At 68.1% G+C, this 15210-nt stretch carries 12 protein-coding genes and 1 riboswitch; of the genes, 10 read left to right on the plus strand and 2 right to left on the minus strand.

Going from position 1 to position 15210, the window contains the following annotated elements; all coding sequences use genetic code 11:
• Positions 1–132: 132 nt before the first annotated feature.
• From ACWF99_RS16460 to ACWF99_RS16470, 3 genes are all read left to right on the plus strand, one after another.
• The gene (locus ACWF99_RS16460; RefSeq protein ID WP_452536536.1) at positions 133–609 is read left to right on the plus strand and encodes a YbaK/EbsC family protein; all 477 of its coding nucleotides are present in this window, start codon (positions 133–135) and stop codon (positions 607–609) included.
• Positions 610–782: 173 nt separating this feature from the next.
• Positions 783–1250, plus strand: a complete 468-nt coding sequence (locus ACWF99_RS16465; RefSeq protein ID WP_379220612.1) for a flavin reductase family protein — start codon at positions 783–785, stop codon at positions 1248–1250.
• Between the two features lie 118 nt (positions 1251–1368).
• A complete protein-coding gene (locus ACWF99_RS16470; protein ID WP_452536538.1) occupies positions 1369–1854 on the plus strand; it encodes a Uma2 family endonuclease in 486 nt (161 codons plus the stop codon).
• A gap of 5 nt (positions 1855–1859) precedes the next feature.
• Here the strand turns inward: ACWF99_RS16470 and ACWF99_RS16475 are convergent, their stop codons facing one another.
• Positions 1860–3176, minus strand: coding sequence for an aminotransferase class V-fold PLP-dependent enzyme (locus tag ACWF99_RS16475; RefSeq protein WP_378638838.1), 1317 nt, complete (start codon positions 3174–3176; stop codon positions 1860–1862).
• A 41-nt stretch (positions 3177–3217) separates the two neighbouring features.
• A riboswitch (SAM riboswitch) is annotated at positions 3218–3332 on the minus strand.
• Positions 3333–3504: 172 nt separating this feature from the next.
• Between ACWF99_RS16475 and ACWF99_RS16480 the strand changes: the two genes are divergently transcribed.
• From ACWF99_RS16480 to ACWF99_RS16510, 7 genes are all read left to right on the plus strand, one after another.
• Positions 3505–4209, plus strand: a complete 705-nt coding sequence (locus tag ACWF99_RS16480; protein ID WP_452536540.1) for a class I SAM-dependent DNA methyltransferase — start codon at positions 3505–3507, stop codon at positions 4207–4209.
• A 237-nt stretch (positions 4210–4446) separates the two neighbouring features.
• Positions 4447–5577: an AAA family ATPase gene (locus tag ACWF99_RS16485; RefSeq protein ID WP_452536542.1), complete on the plus strand. Its 1131-nt coding sequence runs from the start codon at positions 4447–4449 to the stop codon at positions 5575–5577.
• Between the two features lie 24 nt (positions 5578–5601).
• Positions 5602–7797 carry a S8 family peptidase gene (locus tag ACWF99_RS16490; RefSeq protein WP_452536544.1) on the plus strand — a complete coding sequence of 732 codons (2196 nt, stop codon included), beginning with the start codon at positions 5602–5604 and terminating at the stop codon, positions 7795–7797.
• Positions 7790–9046, plus strand: coding sequence for a hypothetical protein (locus ACWF99_RS16495; protein ID WP_452536546.1), 1257 nt, complete (start codon positions 7790–7792; stop codon positions 9044–9046). The genes ACWF99_RS16490 and ACWF99_RS16495 overlap by 8 nt, the downstream gene beginning before the upstream one ends.
• A 110-nt stretch (positions 9047–9156) precedes the next feature.
• Positions 9157–9591, plus strand: a complete 435-nt coding sequence (locus tag ACWF99_RS16500) for a MarR family winged helix-turn-helix transcriptional regulator (RefSeq protein ID WP_452536548.1) — start codon at positions 9157–9159, stop codon at positions 9589–9591.
• Between the two features lie 156 nt (positions 9592–9747).
• Entirely contained in the window at positions 9748–13656 is a 3909-nt protein-coding gene (locus ACWF99_RS16505) for a Pls/PosA family non-ribosomal peptide synthetase (protein WP_452536550.1), read from the plus strand.
• The gene (locus tag ACWF99_RS16510; protein ID WP_378638818.1) at positions 13656–15011 is read left to right on the plus strand and encodes a M1 family metallopeptidase; all 1356 of its coding nucleotides are present in this window, start codon (positions 13656–13658) and stop codon (positions 15009–15011) included. The genes ACWF99_RS16505 and ACWF99_RS16510 overlap by 1 nt, the downstream gene beginning before the upstream one ends.
• On the opposite strand, the gene ACWF99_RS16515 is transcribed toward ACWF99_RS16510, so the two are convergent.
• Complete coding sequence (locus tag ACWF99_RS16515) at positions 14996–15181, minus strand: hypothetical protein (protein WP_378638815.1); 186 nt, start codon at positions 15179–15181, stop codon at positions 14996–14998. The genes ACWF99_RS16510 and ACWF99_RS16515 overlap by 16 nt on opposite strands.
• Positions 15182–15210 lie beyond the last annotated feature (29 nt).

Consider the following 15210-nt stretch of genomic DNA (forward strand, 5'->3'; position numbering starts at 1 on the left):
GGTGCCATTGCGTAGGCGACGAAGGAGCAAGCAACGGCACCTGATCGACGGGACCGGCGGGGCCGCGAACTCGAGCACGCCAGTGCTCCAGTTACACAGCATATTTCCCGCAATCGCCCTACTCTGGATGACATGCGCAGGTCGTCATTGCCGCCGGTCGCATGCCGGGTCGCGGAAACTCTCATCGCCCGCGGGCACCACGGCGTCATCGTCTGCCCCGAGACGCCGGCTCCCACTGCGGCCGACGCCGCCCGCGCCATGGGCGCCCAGCTCACCGCGATCCTCACCGCCCAGGTCTTCCTCCTCGACGACGACCCCGTCCTGCTCCTGGTCGCCGGTCATCACCGCGTGGACCTCGTCCGCACCGGCAAACGCCTCGAGGGCACCCTCACTCCGGCCCCTACCGCCCTGGCCGAACGCATCACCGGCCAGCCCATCGACGGCACGGCTCCCCTCGGTCACCCCACCAACCTCCCCACCTGGGTGGACACCGCCCTCGCCGCCCACCCCGAAGTCTGGGCAGCGGGCGGCCACCCGAACACCGTGTTCCGCACCAACTTCCGCGAAATCGTCCGCATCACCGCGGGTCTGCCGATTGATATCGACTGAATTCGGGTGCCGTTCCCGACCGTGTGAGTTGGATCAAACGGACACAGCGAACATGAGGACGCACGCCGGACGGGCGTAAGTTGGGGGCGGTGGGCGATGTGCAACCTTCTGAGACCGGACTGGTCGTTCCCGATGATCTGAGCGGGATAACGGCTGAGCAGTACCGGGCCTCTATGCGGCACTATCCGGCCGGCGTCACGGTGGTGACGCTCGGAGCCGAGAGTGGACCGGTGGGGTTCACGGCCACCTCGTTCGCCTCCCTGTCGCTGGAACCGCCCCTGGTGTCGTTCAATATCGCGCACACCTCATCGAGCATCGACGCGTTGCGAGCCGCGGACTCGGTGGTGATCCATTTCCTGGGCGAACACCAACAACACCTGGCCCACCGCTTCTCGCGCACCGCCGCCGACCGCTTCACCGACCGCGCCCTCTGGACCACCCTCGACACCGGTGAACCGGTCCTGCACGGCACCCCCATCTGGCTGCGCACCACCCTCCACAAACTCATCGACCTCGGCGACCACACCCTCGCCGTAGGCCTGGTCACCCGAGTCCACGACCAAACCGAAGAGTCCCCCTCCGCGGCCCCGTTGCTCTACTACAACGGCAGATACCACCGCCCCACCGCCCTCGACACCTGATCAGAGCGTCTATGTAAGCCGACGGCCCACCAGCTACAGCTAGTGTTTGGTCCGGTGAGCGAGGCATACGACTGGTCGTGGTTGCGCCGGTGCACCGGGTATCGACCTGGACACGTATTTGGCGATGCCGGAAGACCTCGCTCGGGTGATCGAGGTCAAAGACGGCCTGCTGGTGCATCGCGACTCACCTTCGCCGAATCACATCGCCATCGCCGATGCGATCAAACAGTGCCTGCGGGAAGCGATCCGGAAACGCGCCACCGGGCAGCCCTGCCTGAAGGCCGGCGGCGAACTGGACATGCTGGTCTCGGAGGTCCCGTTCAATTTCCGCCGCCCCGACGCCATCGTGTATCGCTGTATCGAAGACCCCCGCGACAAGTGGAAGACCAAACCCACAGCAGGGGACACCCTGCTGGTGGTCGAAGTGGTTTCACCAGCGACGGTTACCGCCGATTGTGTGGACAAGCGAGCGGAATACGCGCGCGCGATCGCCATCACTGATCCGCTCGGCGTCACCATCACCTGGGACGCCCTCGACGGGGAACGAATATCGGCCGCCGAGAGCAGGTCTCGACGGCCGACGTCCGGTGAATCTCGCCTGTGACGAGTTCAGCCGATCAGGCAGGGGGCGGCGCCTTCGGGGGAAGAGGCGCTGAGGGGACGGGTTTCGGGGGTCGGGTTCCAGTGGCCGTCGGTGGCGGCATAGTTCCAGGTGGGACCGTGGCTGACCAGGGTGGCTACCGCGCTGATCAAGCGGTCCACGTCGGCGGCGGTGGTGCCGAGGCCGATGCTGGCTCGGAGGGCGGCGTCGAGGCCGAGGCTCGCGAGGAGGGGGTGCGCGCAGAAGCGGCCGTCGCGGACGCCGATGGCATGCTCGGCGGAGAGGTACGCGGCGACTTTGCCAGGGGCGACATCGGCGATCGTGAAGGCGACGATGCCCACACAGTCGGGGCTGTCGGACCAGATACCGACCAGGTCGACGCCGGGGATCGCGGACAGGCCGTCACGCAGCCGGTCGGCCAGAAAGCGCTCGTGCGCGACGAGTTCGGTGGGGTCGATGGCGGCGAGCGCATCGCAGGCGGCGGCAATAGCGGCCGCACCCAGGACGTTCGGCGAGCCGGCTTCGTGCCGCTGCGGCGCGCACGCCCATTCGACCTCTGTCACACCGACATTGCGCACCGCACCACCACCGGCCAGGTAGGGCTCACCCTCGTCCAGCCAGTCCCGCCGGCCGACGAGCACACCCGAACCGAACGGCGCGTACAGCTTGTGCCCGGAGAAGGCGAGGTAGTCGATCCCGGTCTCGCGCAGGGAGATCCGGCGATGCGGAGCCAGCTGAGCGGCGTCGACGAGGATGCGCGCACCACACAGATGGGCGATGGTCGCGAGCCGTTCCAGCGGCAGCACCTCACCGGTGACGTTGGACGCACCGGTCACCGCCAGCAGCGCGGCAGGCTTGCTGCACAGCTCGGCGACGACACGCTGAATCGTCTCCTCGACCGTGGCGGCGGCCCGCACGACGCGACGACCGTGCTTCGCCCACGGCAGGAAGTTGGCGTGGTGCTCGATATCGAGTACCACGGTCTCCCCCGGCACGCACCCGGCCAGCAGGTTCAGCGAATCGGTGGTGTTACGCGTGAACACCACGACCTGGTCGTCGTCGGCGTCGAGGAACCGGGCAACGGACCCACGCGAAGCCTCGTAGCACTCGGTGGAGATCCGCGAGGCGTATCCCGCGCCCCGGTGCACGCTGGCGTAGAACGGCAGCAACTGCGAAATCCGGTCGGTGACCTGCTTCAACGCCGGCGCACTCGCCGCGTAGTCGAAGTTGGCGTAGGAGCTGGTACCGCCCTGAACGAGCGGAACCTGCAGGTCGGCACCGGAAACGGCGGCGATGGCACAGGTGGGGTCGATTACAGCAGTCATGACGAAATCCCGTCGGCTCAGGGACCCGCTCCTGAAGAGGTGGCCCGCGCTTGCCGCGCCCAATTCGGACGTCAGCCTGGTCGTCACCCGGAGCACCCCACCGCGGAGGAGGGTTGCCGACCAGCAAGCCGGGGCTGAACGCTGGTACTCGTGACCTGCAACGAGAGTGACAGACGACCACCGGACCTGTCAACCACCGATCGTCGGCGCGCTCCGAGTCGACCCCGACCACCCACGGGATCTCCCGGTTCGGCGCGGCGGCCGGGCCGTCGCGGCCGCAGCGGGAAATCGGTTGTCCACGTGCGCTTTCCCTTGTGATACTCCGGAGATGCCTGCCTTCGCCGATTTCGACCGGCGCAACTACCCCACCGTCGATGTCACCACCGGTTACGACGGCTGGGCCGACACCTACGAGCGCACCGTGATGGACGAGATGGACGCGGCGCTGCTGGATCGGCTTCGCCGCCCGGATTGGGCGGGAGTGCGACAGGCGGTCGACCTGGGTTGCGGGACGGGGCGAACCGGCGCGTGGTTGCGCAGCCGCAGTAGCGCCGAGATCGACGGCGTCGATCTGAGCGCGGGCATGCTGGCCCGTGCCCGCGCCCGCGGTGTACACCGCACACTCACCAAGGCCGACGTGTGTGCCACCGAATTACCAAGCAGCACTTACGATCTCGTGATCTCCTCACTGATCGACGAACACCTGCCGGACCTGCGCCCGTTCTACACCGAGGCCGCGCGGCTGGCTGTCCCAGGAGCCACGTTCGCCCAGATCAGCTACCACCCACAGTTCATGATGGTCACCGGAATGCCGACGCACTACACCCCCGCTGGGGGCGATCCGATCGCGATCAGCACCCACCTGCACCTGCTGAGCGAGCACATCACCGCGGGCACCGACGCGGGCTGGGTCCTCACCGAAGCGGCCGAGGCATTGGTCGACGACGCCTGGCTCGCGGCGAAACCCAAGTGGGCCCACCTGCGCGGCCACCCGTTCACCATGGCGCTGGTCTGGACGCTCGGCACCGCATAGGCGCCGCGCCGCACGCTTCGAGGCACGCCCGAAGCGAAGGGAATCGCCCATGAGGGGGCGTGGCGGAACTAGCATCCGACGAAGGGAATCGCTGCGCTGAGGGCTCGGCAGATCAATGTGGCGCTGCGGGTGGGGTCCGATGTCAAACCGGTACACAAGGGGTGAACTTTGCCCGTGATGGACGCCGTACGATCGAGTGAAGCGAAAATAGTCCACGTAGTTGATCGGAAGAAGACCATGTCACACGCCTTGAGCTCCACTTCGGCGGACGTGAGCGCCGATCTTCCCGACGAATTCGTCCACCTGGCTAGGTTGGCGCTCGCCGGGCGCGAGCAGGATGTCGCAATGTTCGTGCGCCGGGCCGCGCGCCGCCACCGGCATGCCAGTCCCGAACTGGCCGATGCGCTGATCGCGCTGCTGCGCCAGAACCCCACGCGCGCCAATCCCCTACGCGCGGAGGTGGATACGCCGATTCCGGTCGACGGCGACAGCCGGCTGCCGCTGCTGCGGGTGATCCCGCCCGGCTCCACCGCCGAAGTGCCGATCCTGGCCGCCGAAACCTATGACGTGCTCACCCAGATCGTCGACGAACGCAAGCAGGCCGACCGGCTGGCCGCCGCCGATCTGACCCCGGCCCGCAGCTTGCTGTTCGTCGGTCCGCCCGGCGTCGGCAAGACGATGGCCGCAGCCTGGCTGGCCCACCAACTGTCGCTGCCGCTGGTGGTCCTGGACTTGGCGACCATCATGAGCAGCCTGCTCGGCAAGACCGGCACCAACCTGCGCCATGCCATCGACTACGCCAAGCAGCGGCCGTGCGTTCTGCTGCTCGACGAGCTCGACGCCATCGCCAAGCGTCGCGACGACGATCGCGACGTGGGCGAGTTGAAGCGACTGGTCACGGTGCTGCTCCAGCAGATCGACGACTGGCCGACCGGCGGGGGCCTGGTCATCGGCGCGACCAACCACGCCGATCTGCTGGATCCGGCCGCGTGGCGGCGCTTCGATGTGAGCATGGAGTTCGCCCTGCCCGAGGCCGAGCAACGCTGCGAGGCGATTCGCCGGTTCGCCGGGCAGCCACTGCCCGACGGCGCCGTGGACGCGGTGGCGCTGGCGTCGAAGGGCTTGTCGTTCAACGATATCGAGCGCGCGATGCTGCGATTGCGCAGGCGTTGCGTGCTCGAGGACCAGCTACTGCCCGGGCTGATGGCCGAGCATTCCGCGCGACTGGCAGCTGAACTTCCCAAAACGGATCGGTTACGGCTGGCACAGACGCTGACGGGCGTGTCAGGCTTGTCTCAGCGCCAGATCAGCGCGCTGACGGGGGTGTCGCGCGACACCATTCGTGGTTTCACGCATCGACGGGAATAACGTGGCAGCTGGGGGGATTCACCGGTGGCGGGACCGCGATTTCTGATCGGCTTCGGTGAGCGACTCACCGCGCCCATCTCCCCCAGCAGATCGGGCGGCTCGCCGCAGCCCCCGTACACGGTGGCGCAGGCGCGAGCCCGACTCGCGCCGATGCTGAGCGCGGCCACCTCGAGTGCGGACGCGTTGCCGAAAACGGCCTGCCCGGAGGACGAGACGGTCACGGCGGTCACCCTGCATCCGCAGTACTTGTCGAGAAGTGGTTATCCCACAAGACTTCTCACATCGATGCAGTTGGATCCGCTGGGCAGCAGGCCGGTGGCGATCGCGCCGGAGCACGGCAAACCGCGGGCGAGCACCCTGCTGTTCCTGGCAACGACCCGCGTCAATCTGCAGTTGCTCACCGAGCGGATCACTGCCGACGCACCGCTGGGCGGCGCCGAGATCGGTATCGTCAGCCTGGCGGAATTCCGGCTCAACAACGCCGCCGACAGGCTCAGACTCGCAGCGGAACCGCGTAATTCGGAGACCGTCGCCGAATTGGTGCTGCACTCCGGTCGCGACATCGCCCTGCAGGGTCTGCTCGACTTCTCCCGCGATCTCGATCTCGACGTGGCCATCGACCGCCGACTCGACAACGGTGGTCTGGCCTTCGTCCCCGTCACCGGAACCCACGCCGCCATCGCCGCACTCGCCGGCTACTCGTTCACCAGGGTGATCCGCCGCATGCCGCGCATGCGCACCCAGCTCGGGCGCGACACCACCACCAGGACAGCGCTTTCGACGTTCCGCCCGGCCTTGCCGACGACCGAGCCGACCGACCGGGAACTCACCATCGCGGTCTTCGACGGTGGCATCCCCGCACGTACCCCGCTGACCCGCTGGGTCGACGCCCACACCTTCGCCGACAGCGCCGCGCCGCAGCGCACCTATCTCGACCACGGCCACCGCGTCACCTCGGCGCTGCTGTTCGGCAGCGTCGACCCCGTCCAGCCGGTCCCGGTCCCCTACGGCTACATCGACCACTACCAGGTGCTCGACGAGGACACCGACGACGACCAGTGCGAGCTGTACTCGGCCATCGAGCGCATCGATACCGTGCTGCGCCAACGCAAATACGAGTTCGTCAATGTCAGCATCGGCCCCGAACTCCCCATCGAGGACGACGAAGTGCACGCCTGGACCGCGTTCTGGGACGACTACCTCAGCGACGGCACCACGCTGGCCACCATCGCGGTCGGCAACAACGGCGAGGCCGACAGACCGAGTGGCAACGCGCGCGTCCAGGTTCCGGCCGACAGCGTCAACGCGCTCGCGGTCGGTTCATCGGATCGGGTGGGAGCGCAATGGAACCGTGCGCCGTACTCCGCGATCGGGCCGGGCCGCTCCCCCGGCACCGTGAAGCCCGACCTGCTCGCCTTCGGCGGCAGCGATCACGAACCGTTCCACGTCGTCGGACCGGACGGCACCGCAGTTCCCGACTCCGGCACCAGCTTCGCCGCCCCGATGGCCCTGCGCGCCGCGCTGGGCGCCCGCACCCTGTTCGGCCCGAAACTCGGTGCGCTCGACCTGAAGGCCCTGCTCGTGCACACTGCCGAAAGACGCACCAGTTCACCGGATTCCGACTCAGGACACGGCCGTATCGCCGCCACCCTGGCCGACATGGTTCTGTGCGGCGACGGCGAAGCCAGAGTGCTCTACCAGGGTGAACTCACCCCCGCGAAATACCTGCGCGCCCGGATTCCGCTGCCCGCGGCGCTTCCCGCCGGCATGGTCCGCATTCGAGCGACTCTGGTCTTCGCCACCCCGGTCGACCCCGCCGACCCAGGCAGCTACACCCGCAGCGGCCTCGATGTCACGTTCCGTCCGCATGACGAGCGGTTCGCCGAACCGACCAGAATCCACCCGGATTCGGCCCCGTTCTTCCGCGCGACCGAACTCGACCCCGAGGCCGTGCTGCGCCGTGACTCCCACAAATGGGACACCGTCCTGCACGCCGAGCGGAGCAAGCGCGTCAACAGCCTGCGCAACCCGGTCTTCGACATCCACCACACCGCCAGGGAATCCGGCCATCCCACCGTCAACGCACAGCCGATCCGCTACTCGATGGTGATCACAGTGCGCCACGCCAAGGTCGACGACCTGTACGAGCGGGTGCTCAGCGCCTATGTCACCCAGCTCGAAGCGCTTCGCCCGACGATCGAGATCCCACTCGATGTCTGAGTTCCCAGCGGAGATCTTCGTCGACCCGATCGCGGCGCGGCGGCTGAGTTGTCAGAGCGTTTACCGGCTGCAGCACCTGGGCGCGCGGCTGTTTCCGTGGCAGGAGGAGACGTTCACCGAGATCCTGCTCGGCCATCTCACCGGGGTGGACTACCGCATCGACGCGCCGTGCCCCGATTGCGTGCCGCCGCGGGGGTGCACGTCGTGGGGGTCGGCGACGCAGGCGGCAGGATCGGGCGGGCTCCGGCTGCTGACGCGACCGGAGGAGGGCGGTAACCGGGCCCGTGGCAGGCGCGGAGTCGGTGCGGATTTCATCTACAGCGTGCAGGACCCTTCGGGTGCCGGCGAAGTGCGGTTACTCATCCAGGCCAAGCGGGCCAGACAGGGTGAACCGATCAAATCGGCTGCCCTGCCCTCCGCGCAGCGAGCCGATCTACAGGACGCCGCAGAGCATTTCGGCGCCACCGCGTACTACCTGTTCTACGCCGAGTCCGAGTCGGCGCACGTCGGTCACCTCACCCGCTGCGCCGAGCACACCAGCCCGTCGGATACCTCGATCGTGATCGTCCCCGCACAGGTCCTCGCCCGCGCGTTCGACGAGGAGAAGCGGGGTTCGATCGCGGCGGATCTCGTCTTCGCACTCGGCCGCACCCTGCTGTGCCTGGACGGTTGCGCCCCCGCACCGGGCCTGTCGGCCTTCGATCGCGTTCTCGGCTTCGTCCGCGAGGACAATCCCGGCTACCAGCCCGTGGACCCGGCTACGCGACTGCCCGGCACGCCGGCCGTCACCGTCATCGGCACACGCGCCAAACCGCCCCGGCGGCCGCCGTCACGCCGCGTGACCCGCGCGGGCCACCAGGTCGGCGACGGCGAGATCCTGTGGGTCGACCTGAGCGCCGCCGACCGTTGGGCACAGGCGGGCAGCTCCTCGCCGATGATGGAACCCAGCTGGTACGACGGCGTCGATGCCGATCGATTGCGCGAGCGAACCAGCAAGTACTGGCGACTCGCGCTGCACCGGGCTGTCGCGGTGCAGTACGTCGCGGCCTGGGCCGAAGGTGAAGTTCGCGCGGTCTACCGCGTCCTCGACGATTCCCTGGTCATCCACCACGACCACGGCGGCAAGATCTCGTTCGAGCTCGCCGATCTCGATCCCACCTCGAGCATCCACGCTCAGGTCCGGCGCCGCGCCGAGACCTATCAGTCCGCGCGCTCGCCACGCGCACGCAACGTGGTCGGCTACCCCTGACCGATTGCCCCCGAGTTGCCTGATCACACCCAGTTTCCAACCATCTATGCACCCCATGATGGATACCCAAGATGATTGGGCAGCTCCACTATTTGCTAGAGTTCCCTCTCATGTCCACGAACACGAACTCCGTCCGCGGCCTGCCGCGCTACCCGGTGTACGCGCTCGGACGGCTCACCAAGGCGCTGCACGCCGAGATCGGCTTCCCGTTGCGCGATCACTGGGTGCTCACCTTCATCGAGGAAAACGCCGACCTGACGCAGAAGAAGGTGGGCGATGCGCTCGGTATCGACCGCAGTGAAGTCGTCCGCCTCATCGACGCGCTGGAACGCGCCGACCTGGTAGAGCGCACCCGCGACGGCAAGGATCGCCGCAAATACCGGCTGCGGATCACCGAGGCCGGGCGCAAACAGTGCAAACGCACCGACAAGCTGATCGCCGAGGCCACCGCCCGCGTGCTGAGCAGCCTGGACGAAGACGAACAGCGGACGCTGCACCGGCTGACGGTCACCGCCCTCGGCGAACTGCCGGAATCACCTTCGTGAACAGCGCCGACGGCACGCCTTTCGCTGCCGTCCGGCAACACCCGCACCGAGTACCGTTGGCATCTGGTGACCATCCTGTTTGCCCTCCGGTAACCCGCTCATGAAACAACAGACACCACCGATGGGGGTCAACCGATGAGAGGTGGACTGAGCACGATGCTCGAGCCACACACTGAGGTACCGGCGGTCCTGCGCGACCCGCTGTTGCGCGCGGATCTCGCCGCGCCGCCGCGCACCCTGGTCGACATCCTGACCAGCACCGCCGTGGCACACCCGGACGCACCGGCCATCGACGACGGCACCGTTGTGCTCAGCTACATGGAACTGATCGCCACGATCGAGGCCAGGATGGCCGAGCTCACCGAGGCGGGCGTGCGACCGGGCGACCGCGTCGGCGTGCGGATGCCCTCGGGCTCCGCCGCGCTGTACGTGACGATTCTGGCAGTGCTCTACTGCGGCGCCGCCTATGTACCCGTCGACGCCGACGACCCGGAGGAGCGAGCCAAGCTCGTCTTCGGCGAGGCGAGGGTGAGCGCGATCGCCACCGGCGACGGCATCGAGTCGGCCACCACGGCCACCGGCGACCACGACTGGAACACCCTGCCCACCCCCGCCGACGACGCGTGGATCATCTTCACCTCCGGCTCCACCGGAACCCCGAAAGGTGTTGCGGTAACCCATCGCAACGCCGCCGCCTTCGTCGACGCCGAGGCCCGGCTCTTCCTGCGCAAGGCCCCGATCGGCCCCGGCGACCGGGTCCTGGCCGGCCTGTCGGTGGCCTTCGACGCCTCCTGCGAGGAAATGTGGCTGGCCTGGCGCAACGGCGCCTGCCTGGTCCCCGCGCCGCGCGATCTGGTGCGCACCGGCGCCGACCTCGGCCCGTGGCTGATGCGCCGCGAGATCAGCATCGTCTCCACGGTGCCGACGCTGGCCGCGACCTGGCCTGCCCAAGCGCTGGAATCGGTGCGACTGCTGATCTTCGGCGGCGAAGCGGTACCTCCGGAGCTGGCCGAACGGCTGACCGGCGCCGACCGCGAAGTGTGGAACACCTACGGGCCCACCGAGGCGACCGTGGTCGCCTGTGCCGCGCTGCTCACCGGCGAGATGCCCGTCCGGATCGGCTTGCCGCTCGACGGCTGGGACCTCACCGTCGTCGACCCGCAGGGCAACCCGGTGGGCGAAGGCGAAACCGGTGAGCTCGTGATCGGTGGCGTCGGACTGGCCCGCTACCTCGATCCGGCCAAGGACGCCGAGAAGTACGCGCCGCTGCCCTCCCTCGGCTGGGAACGCGCCTATCGCAGTGGGGATTTGGTACGCAACGACCGCGAGGGCCTGATCTTCCTCGGCCGCGCCGACGACCAGATCAAGATCGGCGGCCGCCGCATCGAACTCGGCGAGCTCGACAACGCGCTCCAGCATCTGCCGGGTGTCAGCGGCGCGGCTGCCGCGATCCGAACCACCAAGGCCGGCAACAAGATTCTCGTCGGCTATCTCACCGGCGCCGGTCCTGATTTCGATGTGAAGAAGGCCAGGGAGATTCTGGCCGAACAACTTCCGGCTCCGCTGGTGCCGCGACTGGCGGTCGTCGCCGACCTGCCGACCCGCACCTCCGGCAAGGTCGACCGCGACGCACTGCCATGGCCGCTGCCTTCGGCCGACGAACCCGAGACGGGACTGTCCGGCACCGCGGCGTGGGTGGCGAACCTGTGGGACGCGATCCTCGGCGCCCAGCCCACCGATCTCGACGCGGAATTCTTCGATCTCGGCGGCGGCTCACTGTCGGCGGCGCAGCTCGTCGGCGCGTTGCGTGAGCGGTACCCGCATGTCACCGTCGCCGATCTCTACGACCACCCGCGGCTCGGTTCGCTGGTCGAACTGCTCGACGGCAGCGCGCCGGTCGCGGCCGTCGACGTGCGCGTCGTGACGCCGACGCCGGTGCGCGCCCAGATCACCCAGGTGCTGGCCACGATTCCGCTGACCACCCTCACCGGGTTGCAGTGGGTCACGTGGCTGACCGTGGTCTCGGGCATCGCGGGCTGGTCGGGTTCGCTGCCGTGGCTGCCACGGCTGTCCTGGTGGTGGATTCTGCTGGCGTTCGTGCTGTTCATCTCGCCGATCGGCCGGATGACGATCTGCGTGGCGGGCGCCCGAATTCTGCTCGCCGGACTTCGGCCCGGGTCCTACCCCCGCGGCTCGGCCGTGCACTTACGTTTGTGGGCCGCCGTACGCCTGTCCGAGGCCAGCGGCGCCGAAAGCCTGTCCGGCGCACCGCTGATGGTTCCGTTCGCTCGCGCGCTCGGCGCCAAGATCGGCAAGGGCGTCGACCTGCACAGCCTGCCGCCGGTCACCGGCATGCTCGAACTCGGCGACGGCGCCAGCGTGGAACCCGAGGTCGACCTGTCCGGCTACTGGGTCGACGGCGACATCGTGCACATCGGCGGTATCACCATCGGTGACGGCGCGGTGATCGGCGCCCGCTCGATCCTGCTGCCCGGCACCAAGATCGGCAAGAAAGCCGAGATCGCGCCCGGCTCCGCCGTCTCGGGCAAGGTCAAGGGCGAACAGGAATGGGCGGGTTCGCCCGCCACCAAGACCGGGAAGGCACCGCGCCGCTGGCCCGACCACTCCCCGGAACGTGCCAGGCACTGGCTGGTCGTGTTCGGCCTGTCGTCGATGGTGCTGGCCGCGATGCCCGTGTTCGGCCTCGCGGTGGGCGGCACCTTCATCGCCTGGTGGGTCCGCGAGGAGACCACCATCGGCGCCGCCGCCCTGCGCGGCTTCGCCATCCTGCCGCTGGCCACCCTGCTCAGCCTCGGCGTGTACGCCGTGGCGACCGTGCTCGCGGTGCGTCTGCTCAGCATCGGTCTGCGCGAGGGCTACCACCCCGTGCGCAGCCGGACCGGCTGGCAGGTGTGGGCCACCGAACGCCTGCTCGATTCCGCCCGCACGTTCCTGTTCCCGCTCTACGCCAGCCTGCTCACCCCGATCTGGCTGCGCCTGCTCGGCGCGAAGATCGGCAAGAACGTCGAGGCGTCGACCGTGCTGATGCTGCCCAAGTTCACCGTGATCTCCGACGGCGCTTTCCTGGCCGACGACACCATGATCGGTAGCTACGAACTCGGCGGCGGCTGGTTGCGCATCGGCGAATCCAAGGTCGGCAAGCGCGCCTTTCTCGGCAATTCGGGGATGACCGCGCCCGGTCGGCGCGTGCCGAAGAACGGTCTGGTCGCGGTGCTCTCGGCCGCGCCGAACAAGGCCAAGGCAGGCTCGTCCTGGCTGGGCAGCCCGCCGGTGCGGCTTCGTCGCGCGACCGAATCCAGCGACACCTCGCGCACGTTCGATCCGCCACTGCGGCTCAAGCTGGCCCGTGCCTTCGTGGAGACCTGCCGGTTGATCCCGGTGATGGTGACCTTCGCCATCGGTCTCAGCGTGCTGCTCGTGCTCGCGCTGATCGCTCAGCACACCGATTACCTTGTCGCAGCGCTTGTCTCAGGTCTGGTACTGATGGCCGCGGGCGCGGTCGCCGGTGCCATCGCGGTGGCCGCCAAGTGGTTGATCGTCGGGCGGATTCGCGCGGTGGAGTACCCGCTGTGGAGCTCGTTCGTGTGGCGCAACGAGGTCTCCGACGCCTTCGTCGAGACCGTCGCGGCGCCGTGGTTCGCGCGGGCCGCCACGGGTACTCCCGTCATGAATCTGTGGCTTCGCGGACTCGGTGCCAAGATCGGCCGCGGGGTATGGTGCGAGTCCTACTGGCTACCGGAGGCGGACCTGGTGACACTCGGTGACGGCGCGACCGTGGAGCGCGGCTGCGTGGTGCAAACACACCTGTTCCACGACCGCATCATGTCCATGGACACGGTGACACTCGACGCGGGCGCCACCCTCGGCCCGCACTGCGTCGCCCTGCCCGCCGCCCACATCGGGGCGGGCGCCACCATCGGCCCGGCGTCGCTCGTCATGCGCGGCGACGTGGTTCCGCCGTCGACTCGCTGGTGGGGCAATCCCATCACGCACTGGACCGATCCCGCCTCGACGCGGGAGTCGAGGCAGCGCGGAGCCGCCTGATGCGGAGCAAGTTCTACGAGGACCCCATCGACGCGTACCTGCCGCAGAACGGCAATCGCGGCTACCGTGTGTCGCGCTACGAGCTGGAACTGAGCTACCGACCCGCCAGCAACCGGCTCGCCGGGCGTGCGGTGATCATCGCGGTCACCACCACGGTGCGGCCGTGGTTCACCCTCGACCTGTCGCAGGCATTGATGGTGTCGAAGGTTCTCGTCAACGGATCGAAGGCGGTGAAATTCGTCCATCAGCAGGGCAAGCTCGCGCTCACGCCGCAGCAGAAGATCCCCGCCGGTGGCGTTCTCGAGATCACCGTCCACTACTCGGGCACCCCCAAGCCGGTGCGCGGCCCGTGGGGCGAGGTCGGCTGGGAAGAACTCACCGAGGGCGCGCTGGTCGCGAGCCAGCCCAACGGCGCCGCGTCCTGGTTCCCGTGCGACGACCACCCGAGTTCCAAAGCTTCCTACCGGATTTCGATCACCACCGACAGCCCGTTCTACGCGCTGGCCAACGGCACCCTGGTCGGCAAGCAGGCCAAGGCCAGCCAGACCACCTGGGTATACGAGATGGCCGAGCCGATGGCGAGCTATCTGGCGACGATCCAGATCGGCACCTACCGCAAGTACCGGGTCGGCGCCGTCGGTGAACCGGTACCGATGCACGCGGTCATCCCGCCGCGGTTGCGGGCGAGCTTCGAACACGACTTCGCGCGTCAGCCCGAGATGATGGCCTTGTTCACCGAGCGGTTCGGGCCGTACCCGTTCGACGACTACTCCGTGGTCGTCACCGACGACGAGCTCGACATCCCGATCGAGGCGCAGGGCATCTCGATCTTCGGCGCCAACCATTGCGATGGCAAGCGCGGCGCGGAACGTCTTGTCGCACACGAACTCGCGCATCAATGGTTCGGCAACAGCCTCACACTGAAGCGGTGGCAGGACATCTGGCTGCACGAAGGTTTCGCCTGTTACGCGGAATGGATCTGGTCCGAAGCGTCCGGTGGGCCGACCGCCGATCAGCTGGCGCGGGCGGCGCGCGCGAACCTGGCGCGTCAGCCGCAGGACATCATCGTCGGCGATCCCGGACCCAAGGACATGTTCGACGACCGGGTTTACAAGCGCGGGGCGCTCACCCTGCACGCGCTGCGGCTGGAACTGCGCGATCACCTGTTCTTCGAACTGATCAGAGAGTGGACCGCGCGGTACCGGCACTCCTCTGTCACTACGGAGGAATTCGTCGACCTGGCCGGTCACTACAGTGTGGCGCCGTTGCGCGGCCTGTTCGCGATCTGGCTCGGGACCAAGCCGCTGCCGCAATTACCGCCGCTGGGCGGGCAGGCGCATCAGAACACCAGATAACGCTGGGCCAATTCCTCGATGAGCGGATCGTCGGCCTGCACCATCTCGAGCGCCTCGAGATCGTCGGCCACCGAGATGGCCCTGGCGTCGTCCTGCTCGGGGTCGGGTCCGTCCTGGGCGAGCTGACGCTGCAACTTCTGCCGGACTCTGTCTTTCAGTGAATCGCCCATACCTCCAGGGTGCCCGGTAATCAGCCCGC

It is taken from the genome of Nocardia sp. NPDC055002, from assembly GCF_053608825.1.